Annotated in this window: 8 protein-coding genes; 2 read left to right on the plus strand and 6 right to left on the minus strand. The window is 68.8% G+C overall.

The features are described from left to right. Positions 1-46 precede the first annotated feature (46 nt). Entirely contained in the window at positions 47-3,730 is a 3,684-nt protein-coding gene (locus QFZ29_RS14015) for an ExeM/NucH family extracellular endonuclease (protein ID WP_306894661.1), read from the minus strand. 225 nt (positions 3,731-3,955) lie between these two features. Here QFZ29_RS14015 and QFZ29_RS14020 point away from each other — a divergent pair, with 225 nt between their 5' ends. Both QFZ29_RS14020 and QFZ29_RS14025 read left to right on the plus strand, forming a co-directional pair. Further along, entirely contained in the window at positions 3,956-4,315 is a 360-nt protein-coding gene (locus tag QFZ29_RS14020) for a hypothetical protein (RefSeq protein ID WP_306894662.1), read from the plus strand. Between the two features lie 27 nt (positions 4,316-4,342). Next, on the plus strand, positions 4,343-4,939 hold the full coding sequence (locus QFZ29_RS14025) for a DMT family transporter (RefSeq protein WP_306896734.1): 597 nt from the start codon (positions 4,343-4,345) through the stop codon (positions 4,937-4,939). Between the two features lie 26 nt (positions 4,940-4,965). Here QFZ29_RS14025 and QFZ29_RS14030 read toward each other — a convergent pair whose 3' ends face one another. The 5 genes from QFZ29_RS14030 to QFZ29_RS14050 form a co-directional block, all read right to left on the minus strand. Further along, the gene (locus tag QFZ29_RS14030) at positions 4,966-7,500 is read right to left on the minus strand and encodes a DEAD/DEAH box helicase (RefSeq protein ID WP_306894663.1); all 2,535 of its coding nucleotides are present in this window, start codon (positions 7,498-7,500) and stop codon (positions 4,966-4,968) included. Positions 7,501-7,572: 72 nt separating this feature from the next. Beyond that, positions 7,573-8,589, minus strand: a complete 1,017-nt coding sequence (locus QFZ29_RS14035; protein WP_306894664.1) for a LacI family DNA-binding transcriptional regulator — start codon at positions 8,587-8,589, stop codon at positions 7,573-7,575. Positions 8,590-8,621: 32 nt separating this feature from the next. Further along, complete coding sequence (locus QFZ29_RS14040) at positions 8,622-9,548, minus strand: carbohydrate ABC transporter permease (protein ID WP_306894665.1); 927 nt, start codon at positions 9,546-9,548, stop codon at positions 8,622-8,624. 1 nt (position 9,549) lies between these two features. Beyond that, positions 9,550-10,518 (minus strand): carbohydrate ABC transporter permease, encoded by a 969-nt coding sequence (locus tag QFZ29_RS14045; protein ID WP_373426216.1) that lies wholly within the window; start codon positions 10,516-10,518, stop codon positions 9,550-9,552. A gap of 59 nt (positions 10,519-10,577) precedes the next feature. Next, positions 10,578-11,885 carry an ABC transporter substrate-binding protein gene (locus QFZ29_RS14050; protein WP_306894666.1) on the minus strand — a complete coding sequence of 436 codons (1,308 nt, stop codon included), beginning with the start codon at positions 11,883-11,885 and terminating at the stop codon, positions 10,578-10,580. Between the last annotated feature and the right edge of the window lie 159 nt (positions 11,886-12,044).

Below are 12,044 nucleotides of genomic sequence, written 5' to 3' on the forward strand. Positions count from 1 at the left end.
GCCGGGCACTCGAGTGCCCGGCCTCATCTGCGGGTGCAGTGTTCGATCAGTCGACGGTCAGGGTGAACGAGCTCGACGTGCCGGTCGTCGGCACCGAGATCTCGAACATCTGCGCGCCGCTCGCTCCCTCGGGGATCGTGAACACCACCGTCGCCTGGCCGATGTTGTCGAGCGTCGGCGTGAACGACCGGTCGACCGGCGCGCTCGCGAGGTCGACTCCGCCGAGCGAGACGACGACGGTTCCGGCCGCCGGCTCGTTCGTGCTGAAGTCGAGCGACGAGAGGTTGACCGTCACCTGGTCGCCCGCGTCGTAGCCGTCGGCGTCGGGAGCCGAGACCTTGACTCCGACCGCTCGCTGCGCGTAGTCAGGCGTGGCCGTGCCGTGGGCCGCGAACCAGTCGACCATCGACTCGAGGTCGACCTTGCCGCTGTCGGCCTTGCTCGTGCCCGTCGCGAGGGTGAGGAAGTTGTCTCCACCGGTGCCGAGGAACGAGTTCACGCCGACCGAGTACGTCGCCGCCGGATCGAGCGGCTCGCCGTTCAGGCGAATGCTCGTGATGTGCGAGCCGCTCGCCGCGGTGGGGTCGTAGGTGTAGGTGAGCCCCTCGCTCACGCCGAGCTTGAGGAACGGCCTGGATGCCCCGGCGGGCTGCCATTGCTCCTCGAGCACGGCCTTGATCTTCGCTCCGGTGAGATTCATCGTGACGAGCGTGTTCGCGAACGGCTGCACCGCAGCGGCCTCGCGATACGTGACCTCGCCCGCGTCGATGTTCGCCCGCAGACCGCCCGGGTTCATGAACGTGACATCGACCTCGCGAGTGCCGTCTTCATTGAGCGCCCAGAGCTGCACGTCGGCGACGAAGTTGCCGAGTGTCGACTCACCGCCGCGGTTCTCGGGGTAGGAAGCGCCGCCGAGGGGAGCGAACGCGGCCCGGTTGAAGTTCGCGCTCGCCTCGCCCAGGACGACGTTGCCGAGCTCATCGGCGACGATCTTCGCCTGGTCGACGATCGGCTTGACTTCGGGGTCGTCGAGGTAGAGCGGCGTCGAGCCGTCCATGAGGTTGTAGACCTCGTTGGTGATCTTCGAGATCTTCTTCGCCGCGCGATCGAACTGGATCTCCATCTTGGAGAACTTCTCGCCGTACTGGCCGCTCGAGATCACGGGCCGGCCGTCGATCACGTGGTTGTAGGCGAGATGGGTGTGACCTGACACGATCGCGTCGACCTCGGCGGTCGTGTTGAGCACGATCTTGCCGAAGCGCGACGAAGGATCGACTGCCGACGCCACGTCGGTCGTCGCCGCGCCTTCGTGCACGAGCAGGATGAGGATGTCGGCTTCGCCGTTGTCCTTCTTGCCGTCGCTCAGCTGCGCCGCGACGCGGTTCGCGGCCTCGGCGACGTCGCCCACCGTGATCTCGGCGATGCCGCCGGGGCTCACGAGTGACGGGAGCTCGTCGGTGACCGCTCCGATGAAGCCGACGTTGACGCCGTCGAACGACTGGATCCAGTACTCGGGCAATGCCGGCTTTCCGGTCGCCTTGTCGTAGACGTTGGCGCCGAGGTACTCCCAGAGGGCGAGCGGCATCACGCGATCGGTGAGGTCGGCGAAGCCCTGGTCGAACTCGTGGTTGCCGACGGAGCTCACCTCGAGCCCGGCGGCGTTGAGCGCCTCGATCGTCGGCACATCCTGCTGGATGAACGACGTGAACGTGGAGGCGCCGATCATGTCACCGGCCGCCGCGAACACCGTGTTCGGGTTCTCGGCGCGGATCTGCTTGACCGCGGTGGAGAGCGCCGCGATGCCGCCGGACGGTGCGGACTGCTCGATGCGACCGTGGAAGTCGTTCACGGTCACGACATCGATCTCGACCGTCGAGGGAGCCGACTCCGTGCCCACGCCGACGAGGATCGGGTCGTGATCGCTCGAGCGGTAGGGGGTGCCGGCTTCGCTCGCCGGACCCCAGTACTCCCGACCGGCCCACTCGGCCGAGTTGATCGACCAGACGCCGGCTTTGGTCACCTTGTCGGTGGCCGACTTCGACGCGATGACGTGGTCGAGCGAGCCGAGCTCGCCGTCGAACGAGTACGTGTACTGGCCTGCTGCCTTCTTCGGCAGGATGTCGCTCCAGCCCGCGTCGGCGAAGGCCTTGATCGGGTCTTCCTTCGCGTAGGCGTTGAAGTCGCCGACGAGGAAGATGTCGGTCTTCCGGTCGACTGAGAGGCCCTGCGCGAAGGTGAGCAGCGACTGGGACTGCTCGACCCGCTCGTCGTTGAAGGCGTCTTGACCGGGCTGGGGGCTCGGGTCGGTGCCGCTCTTCGACTTGAAGTGGTTGGCGATGACCGTCACGAACTGCTTGTCGTACTTGAAGGTCTGGGCGATCGGCTCACGCGCGATGTCCCACACGGTCTCGTCGACGATCGTCTTGGCCTCGTCGACCGGCTTGACGGCGGCCGCGCGGTAGATGATCGCGTTCGTGATGAAGTCGGTGATCGCGGCGTCGTGCAGCGCCGCGGGCGTCGGCACGAACTTCCACACCTCGGAGCCGGCGGCCTGGTTCAGGCCGGCGACGAGGTCGGCGAGCGCCTCGTCGGGCGACTCGCCGAGCTTCACGGAGTTCTCGATCTCCTGGAGCGCCACGATGTCGGCGTCGAGGGCGTTGATCGCGGTGACGATCTTCGACTTCTGAATGGCGAACTCGGCGGCATTCGCTGCGCCGCGGGCGTTCGGGTTGTCATCTGAGAGCGTCGTGAAGTAGTTCAGCACGTTGAAGGCCGCGACCGAGACGTCGCCGCCGACCGCGGGAGCTGCAGCTGGGCGGGGGTTCGCGGCCGTGAACGTGGGCTTGAGCGATGCGTCGCTCACGTCGGTGATGGGCACCGGCGGCTGCAGGCGCCATTCGCCGAAGTCGAAGTTCAGCACGTATCCGCCGGCGGGGAAGTTCACGGCGTCGCCGTTGCGCACCACCGCGTCTTTCGTGAGGTAGGGCTGGTCGCCGGGGTGTGCCGGGTTGTCGGAGCCGTCGGAGTTGCGGACGCCGATGCTGTAGCCGTCGTCGAGGAGGAGCCGGCTCGCGCGGTTCGCGGTGTTGGCGCTGGTCGCCGCGGTCGTGCCGGGGGCGGCGGTCTCGAACGGCTCGATGGGCATCGCATTGCCGGCGTTCAGCCAGAGCTCGCCGAAGCGCAGGAGGTTGTGGCTCGAGATGAGGCGGTGCGTTCCGGTGGGCTGCACAAGCATGCCCTCGAACGCCTCACGTGCGCCGCCGAGCACCGTGGCGGGCATGGGGGTGAGGGCGGGAACGCCGACCCCGGCCTGCACGAGTTCGACCGCGCCGGCGGCGGAGCCCGTGATCTGCGTGTTGCCGTTGAACTCGCTCACGCGGCCGGTGACGCGCACCTTGTCGCCGATCGCGACCGCGGGGTTGGAGCTGGAGAGGAAGATGAAGATGCCGTCTGAGGCATTCGGCGTGGCATCCGTGGCCCCGCCGGAGCCCGCGGTCTGCAGGTAGATGCCGCGATATCCACCGGTGCGATGGTCGGCGGTGACGACGCCCTCGACCGTGACGACAGCGCCCACGAGCGGCGACGTCGCGACGTTGGTGCCCTGGACCTGAGCGATGCTGTGCGTCGGTTCGGCGGCGAACGCGGGGGGCGCTGCGAACACCCCGGCGAACAAAGTGCCTGCCGCGGCGATGGCCACGGCAGACAGGCGTTGGGTGGTGCGACGTTGCATGACTCTCCTCAAACGTTCGCGCCCGGCTCACACGACTCGCGATCGGGCGCGTTCCTCGGGGACTGTGCACCGTAGCCTATGAGTGCGCTGGGATGATTCCAAGGGTGTGCCGACGATTGATTCGCCGATTTCACGCGGCGTTCATGCGGTTCTGCGCACATGAGCATCGCCCGCCTTTCCGCGCGCTCGAATGAGCAAAACCACGGCGGATACGCTGGGACGATCATGCTCACCGCCGTCTTCTCCCTCACCGGGGCGCTCGTCTTCGGTGCGGCCGATTTCCTCGGAGGGCTCGCCGCCAAGCGCATGAGCGCGATGCTCGTGACGGCGATCGCGGCACTCGCGGGACTCGTCGTGCTCGTCGCCGCATATCCCGTGCTCGGCGGTGCCTGGAGCGCACACGACGTGACGTGGGGCGTCATCTCGGGCATCTCGGGCGCGATCGGGATCTCGCTGCTGTACGCCTGCCTCGCGATCGGGCCCATGAGCATCCTCTCGCCCCTCACCGCCGTGGTCTCGGCGATCGTGCCCATGATCTGGGGGCTGCTCGTGAGCGGCGAGCGATTCGGCTCCCTGGGCTATTGAGCACTCGGTCTCGCGCTCTTGGCGGTCGTGCTCGTGGGCTTCGTGCCCGAGCGCGGAGCGGTGCGGCCGCGCTCGCGAGGCCTCCTGCTCGCGGTGGGCGCCGGCATCGGCATCGGCGGCTTCTACATCACCATCGACCAGACCTCGGATGAGAGCGGCGTCGTGCCGCTGTTGCTCGCCCGCGGCGTCACGACCACGATCATGGTCATCGTGATCGGCGTGCTGGCGATCGTCGCCGTGTCGCGTCGGGCTGCACGCGAGATGAGGGACGAGCGGATGCCGCAGCCTGCGGTGATCGGCGTGGGCGAGGCGAATGCGGGCGCGGGGGCTCCGGCATCGGGGGATGCTGCGAGGTGGCTTCGATACGCGTCCCGCTTCGCCGGGCGCTACTCGACCACCGGACTGCTCGCGGTCGCGTGCGGCGTGGTCGACGTGGTCGCCAACGGGCTGCTCCTGCTCGGCATCCGCGCGGGCGACCTCTCGGTGGCTGCGGTGCTCGGGGCGATGTATCCGGCCGGCACGATCCTGCTCGCCGCCGTCGTGCTGAAGGAGCGCATCGCGCCGGTGCAGTGGGCGGGCCTCGTGCTCGCACTCACGGCGGCGGGCATGCTCGCGCTCGCGTGACCTGTGGCGCTACTCCACCACCGGGGCTAGAGACGCAGCACCTCGGTGACGCGCACGACGGCCGCGCCCTCCTCGGCCGAGGCGTCGAGGTCGACCTCCGCGCGGATGCGCCAGTCGTGGTCGCCGGCTGGGTCGTCGATCGTCTGCTCGACGCGCCAGGTGCCGGCCGCGGCATCCGTCTCATCGATCGCGACGAGCGCGGGCGAACGCGCAGCCCCGCCCGTGCCGATCTCGTCGTGCTCGTCGTAGTAGCGGTCGAGCGCGGCCGGCCAGTCGACGTCGGGGTCGAGTTCGGCGAGCTCGTCGTCGCGCTGCAGCGCCGCGAGTTGCACGCGGCGGAACAGCTCGTTGCGCACGAGCACCATGAAGGCGCGACGGTTCGTGACGACCGACGGCGGTGCGGGCGGAACGACGGGCGCGTCGTCTTCGGGCAGGTGCGTCGAGGGGTCGACGAGCTCGTTCCACTCGTCGACGAGGCTCGAGTCGACCTGCCGTACGAGCTCGCCGAGCCACTCGATGATGTCGAGCAGCTCCTCGTTCTTCGCCTCGGTGGGCACCGTCTGCCGGATGGCGCGGAACGCATCGGAGAGGTAGCGCAGCACGAGCCCCTCGCTGCGTGCGAGTTGGTAGTGGAAGACGTATTCTCCGAACGACATGCTGCGCTCGAACATGTCGCGCACGACCGACTTGGGCGAGAGCTCGAAGTCGCGCACCCACGGCTGGCTCGACGCGAAGGTCTCGAAGGCCTGCGCGAGCAGCTCGTCGAGGGGCTTCGGCCACGTGACCTCTTCGAGCAGCTCCATGCGCTGGTCGTACTCCACGCCATCGCGCTTCATCGCGGCCACGGCCTCGCCGCGCGCCTTGTACTGCTGCTGCGAGAGGATCGGCCGCGGGTCGTCGAGCGTCGACTCGATGACGCTCACGACGTCGAGCGCGTAGTGGCCCGTCGCGATTCCCGATCCGGGCGCCGCATCGGGGTCGAGCAGCTCGATCGCGGCGAGCGCGAATGGCGACAGCGGCTGGTTCAGCGCGAAGTTCGGCGGCAGGTCGACCGTGAGCCGCACGATCGGCGGCGCGGCATCGGGCGTCGGCACGATCTCGACCACGCCCGCGTCGCGCAGGGTCCGGAATATCTCGAGCGCGCGCCGGGCGAGTTCGAACTGCCGCGGACGCGGCTCGTGGTTGTCGGTCACGAGCGAGCGGATGTTTCCGATGACGTCGCCACCGCGCCCGATCACGTTGATCAGCATCGCGGCACTCAGCTGCAGGTGCGGGGTGAGCGGCTCGGGCTCGGCGGCCACGAGTCGCTCGAACGAGCCCTCGCCCCACGTGATCTGTCCGGCCGGCGCCTTCTTGCGCACGACCTTCTTGAGCTTCTTCGGATCGTCGCCCGCCTTGCGGACGGACGTCTCGTTGTCGATCTCGTGCTCGGGCGCGAGCACGACGACGGTGCCCGCCGTGTCGTACCCCGCGCGGCCGGCGCGCCCTGCGATCTGGTGGAACTCGCGCGCGCTGATCTGCCGCATCTTCGTGCCGTCGAACTTCGCGAGCGCCGTGATGAGCACCGTGCGGATCGGCACGTTGATGCCGACGCCGAGGGTGTCGGTGCCGCAGATGACGCGCAGGAGCCCGCGCTGCGCGAGGGTCTCGACGAGCCGGCGGTAGCGGGGAAGCATGCCCGCGTGGTGCACGCCGATGCCGGCGCGAACGAGCCGCGAGAGGGTCTTGCCGAAGGCCGTGGTGAAGCGGAACCCGCCGATCGCGTCGGCGATCTCGTCGCGCTGCTCGCGGGAGACGATGCGGATCGACGAGAGTGCCTGCGCCCGCTCCATCGCCGCGGCCTGCGAGAAGTGCACGATGTACACCGGCGCCTGACGCGTCTCGAGCAGCTCTTCGACGGTCTCCTGCACGGGGGTCTTCGCATAGGAGAAGTGCAGCGGCACCGGCCGGTCGACGCCGGTGACGCGCGCGGTCTCGCGGCCCGTGCGGCGAGTGAGGTCGTCGGCGATCGCGGTGACGTCGCCGAGCGTCGCCGACATGAGGATGAACTGCGCGCGCGTGAGGGTGATGAGCGGGACCTGCCACGCCCAGCCGCGCTCGGGATCGCCGTAGTAGTGGAACTCGTCCATGACGACCTGGTCGACCTCGAGATCCGCGCCCTGCCTGAGTGCGAGGTTCGCGAGGATCTCGGCCGTGCAGCAGATGATCGGGGCATCCGCGTTGACCGAGCTGTCACCCGTGACCATGCCCACGCTCTGCGCGCCGAAGATCTCGACGAGCTGGAAGAACTTCTCGCTCACGAGCGCCTTGATGGGCGCCGTGTAGAAGGTGCGGCCGCCTCGGGCGACGGATGCCGCGTGCGCCGCGACCGCGACGAGCGACTTGCCCGTGCCCGTCGGGGTGGAGAGGATCACGTTCGCGCCTGACACGATCTCGATGATCGCCTCGTCTTGCGCGGGATAGAGCGCGAAGCCGCGCTCGTCGGCCCAGCCCACGAAGGCGTCGTACATCGCGTCGGCGTCGTAGGGGCGCGGGGCGAGGTCGGGCAGCGTCAGGGTCATCCGTTCGAGTCTGTCACGCGCAGCTGGGGAGCCGGCGCGCACGGCCGGCGGCGCGAGCACACCCGGACCGGGTCAGGCCGATTCGCGCACGACGAGCTCGGTCGGCACGGTGAGCCGTGCTGCACGCTGGCCGTCGCGCACGTCGAGCAGCATGCGCACCATCTCGCGGCTGATGCGGTCGAAGGGCTGGCGCATCGTCGTGAGCGGCGGGTCGGTGCGCTGGGCGACTGGCGAGTCGTCGAAGCCGGCGACGGCGACGTCGTCGGGCACGCGGCGTCCGGCGGCGACGAGGGCGTCGATCGCGCCGGCCGCCATCAGGTCGTTCGCGGCGAAGACGGCGTCGAGGTGCGGCATCCGCTCGAGGAGTTCCTTCATCGCGGCGAAGCCGCTCGCCCTGCTGTAGTCGCCCTGGGCGACGAGGCGCTCGTCGAAGGCGTCGCCCTGCTCCTCGCGATACCCAGCGAGTCTGCCGATGCCGCCCGACGTGTCGAGGGGGCCGGCTATGTGCGCGATCGTGCTGCGTCCGGTCGATCGGAGGTAGTCGACCATCGCGCGGGCACCGTCGACGTCGTCGGCCTCGACGTAGCCGATCGACTTCTCGAAGCCGAGCGGCACGCCGCACGCGATGACCGGCACGCGGGCCGCGGCGAACTCGGAGAGGAAGCTCTGGCGTCCGCGGTGCGAGGAGACGAGGAGGGCGCCGTCGACGTGGCCCGCCATGATGAACTCCGTCGCCCGGCGCTGCTCGTCGTCGGAGCCGGCCATCAGCAGCACGAGCGGCAGGTCGTGCTCGGCGAGCGCTTCGGCGGCGCCGCGCATGAGGGCCGAGAAGTTGGGATCCTCGAAGAGCCGTTCGTGCGACTCGGTGAGGAGGAACGCGATGGAGTTCGCGCGGCTCGTCGCGAGGTTGCGAGCGTGGGGATTGATGCGGTACCCGGTCTGCTTGATCGCCTCGTCGACGGCCGCCGCGGCAGCGGCCCCGACCCAGTGCCCGCCGTTGAGCACGCGCGAGACGGTGCCGCGCGAGACGCCGGCGACGCGAGCGACATCCTCGATCGTCGGTCGTCGTCGGGGCGATCCGGGTTCCACGCCACCCACCCTATTGCCGCGGCCCGCCATGTTCAGGCTTTCACGGCTCCCGCGGCGAGATCGACGCGCCAGTACCGCTGCAGCACGAGGAACAGCGCGATGAGCGGCACGATCGAGAGCAGCGCGCCCGTGATCACGAGCGTGTACATCGACGGCTGGCTCGCGCCCTGGTTGAGCAGGCCGCTGAGGCCCACCGTGATGGGGAACAGCCGGTCGTCGCCGAGCATGATGTACGGGAGCATGAAGTTGTTCCACACCGCGACGAACTGGAACAGGAAGATCGTCACGAGTCCCGGCATCATCATCGGCATGGCGATGCGGTGCAGGATGTAGAGCTCCCGCGCTCCCTCGGTGCGCGCCGACTCGATGACGTCGGTCGGCACGGCCGCCGCCGCGTAGATGCGGGCGAGGTAGATGCCGTACGGGCTGATGATCTGCGGCAGCAGCACCGACCAGTACGTGTTCGTGAGTCCCATCTGGGCGAGCAGGAAGTACTGCGGGATCGCGAGGATGACGCCGGGCACGAGCACGCCCATGAGCAGCACCTTGAACACGGTGCCCTTGCCGGGGAACGAGAACTTCGCGAGCGCGTAGCCCGAGAGCGCCGACACGTAGGTGGAGAGGATGGCACCGACGCCCGCGTAGAGCGCGGTGTTCACCATCCACCGCCAGTACAGGCCGTCGCGGTACTGAGCGAGCTCGACGATGTTGTCGAACAGGTGCGTCGACGGGGCGAACGTGAACGTCGAGAACAGCTCAGCGCTGCCCTTCGTCGCGGCGATCAGCACCCAGAGCACGGGCAGCAGGCAGTAGACGGCGCCGAGCAGGAGCACGGCAGTCGTGCCGACGCTGATCGGATGCCGCACGCGGCGGCTCGCGGCATCCGCTCGCCTCGGTTCGTGGATGCCGGGCAGCGGCGACGCGACCCGTTCGGCCGATGAGTTGAAGACCGTGGTCATGTCAGTCCTCCTGACCGAAGGCGCGGCGCTGCACGACGCGCAGGAAGATGAAAGAGATCGCGAACGTCGCGAGCGCGATGATGATCGACGTCGCCGCGGCGGAGTAGACGTCGTCGCGAGTGAACGCGTCGCGGTAGACGAGCATGAGCGGCGACCAGCTCGTGGAGAGGCTGTTCGTGAGGGGCCGCAGGGTCGTCGGCTCGGCGAAGACCTGCAGCGTCGCGATCATCGAGAAGAGCGCCGTCATGACGAGGGCCGGCGCGATGCTCGGCACCTTGATGCGCAGCGCGATCTGCAACTCGCTCGCGCCGTCGATCGTGGCCGCTTCGTAGATCTCGCTCGGCACGGCCTTGAGCGCCGTGTACATGACGATCATGTTGAAGCCCACGCCGCCCCAGAGGCCGATGTTCGCGATCGCGAACGTGACGAGCCCCGAGGAGAGCAGTGACGGCACATCCCAGCCGAACTGCTCGAAGACCCAGTAGAAGGGGCTGACCGCCGGCAGGTAGAGGAAGCCCCACAGCAGCGACGAGATGACGGCCGGCACCGCGTAGGGCAGGAAGATCGAGGTGCGCGAGAAGGCCTTGGTGCGCGTGCGCTTCGCGTCGAGGAGGAGCGCGAACAGGAGCGCGAGGCCGAGCATCGCCGGCACGAGGACGAGCCCGTAGACGAGCACCCGGCCGACGCTCGCCCCGAACTCGGGATTGCCGAGGGCGCTCACGTAGTTCTCGAACCCCGCGAACACCTGCGATCGCGACCCCGAGCCGAGGCCGAGCCCCTCGACCATCTCCTTCTGGAAGCTGAGGTAGAGGGTGTAGAAGATCGGGGCGGCCATGAAGACCGCGAAGAGCACGATGCCGGGGGCGAGCATCGCATAGGGCACGAGCGCCCGGCGTGCCTGGGTGCGCCGACGGGATGGGCGCTCAGGATGCCGCGTGGCGACCGGCGCCGACTCCACTGTCGCTGTCATGGTGGTTCTCTCTCCTGCTGAGGAGGGGGCGCCGCGCGGGCGCCCCCTCCGGCCGCACGCTACTTGACCGTGAATCCGCTCGAGGTCATGTCGTCGACGGTGATCTGCTGCATCGCCGTGAGGGCGTCGAGGAAGGCCTGCCGCGACTTCGCCTCGGCGGCCTTCGCGAACTCGTCGTTGTAGGCGCTGAACGCGACGTTCACGTTCGGGCCGTACTGGAACGGGGCGACGGATGCCGCAGCCTCGGCCGCGACGTCGTAGAAGTCGGGCTGGTTGCTGAAGAACTCGGGCGCCTCGGTGAGCGCACCCGCTGCCGCCGCCGTCGAGGCCGGGTAGATGCCCGTCTCGGTGACGAGCGCCGCGATCGCCTCGGGGTCGGTATTCAGCCACGTGGCGAACTCGACGGCCGCCTCGACGTTCTTCGACTGCGTCGTGACCGCGGTCGACGAGCCGCCCCAGTTGCCGTTGCTCGGCTGCGAGTCGTCCCAGTCGGGCAGCGCCGCGGCCTTCCAGAGTCCCGCGGTGTCGGCGGCGTTGCCCGAGAGCACGCCCGGACCCCACACGGCGCCGAGCCAGCCGACCTGCGTGCCGTCGTTCAGGCCCGCGTTCCACTCGGGCGTGTACATCGGCTTGTTGTCGATCACGCCCTCCTCGACGAGACCGCCCCAGTAATCGGCGACCTTCTGGGTCGGCTCCTCGTCGATGCCGACGCTCCACGCGTCGCCGTCGATCGACCACCACTCGGAGTTCGCCTGCTGCGCGAGGCCCGCGAACCAGCCGGCGTCGTTCGCCGAGAAGGTGCCGAGGAACTTCGACGGGTCGGCCGTGTGCACGGCGCGTGCGACCTCGGCGTACTCGTCCCACGTGGTGGGAACCGAGAGGCCGAGCTGCTGGAAGATGTCGTCGCGGTAGTAGAACATCATGGGGCCGGTGTCCTGCGGGATCGCGTAGACCGCGTCGCCGCCGAGGGTCACGGAGTCCCAGACGCCGTCGGGGAACTCGCTCGCGATGTCATTCGCACCTGCGTCGGCGAGGTCGGCGAGGGCGTCGGATGCCACGAGCGTCGGGATCTTCTGGTACTCGGCCTGGATCAGGTCGGGAGCACCGCTGCCCGCCTTGATCGCGGTGAGGAGCTTCGTGATGGCGGGGTCGCCGCCGTCCTGCTTGTTGACGGTGACCTGGATCTCGGGGTGCTCCTCGTTCCAGATGTCGACGACCTTGTCGAGGTTCGGCGCCCAGGCCCAGTAGTTGAGTTCCACCGGGTCGTCGGCCGTGCCGGCCGAGCCCGCGTCAGGCGCGCAACCCGTCATGATGAGTGCTGCGGCGGCGGCCGTGGCGAGAGCGCCGAGACGGAGTGTCCTACGCATTTCGTCCTCCTTGTCGAAAGCTGTGTGAGAGTGCAGGGGTCCGGCCGGAACTCCGTCATGGAGTCGATCGGACTGTGTGCGCTCCCAGTAACACATAGTGGCGCTCGGGTGTCAAGCCAGCGCATTCAGAATGACACTGGTCGCCGCTTGCTGTGATAG

Source organism: Agromyces albus (genome assembly GCF_030815405.1).
Classification (GTDB): domain Bacteria; phylum Actinomycetota; class Actinomycetes; order Actinomycetales; family Microbacteriaceae; genus Agromyces; species Agromyces albus_A.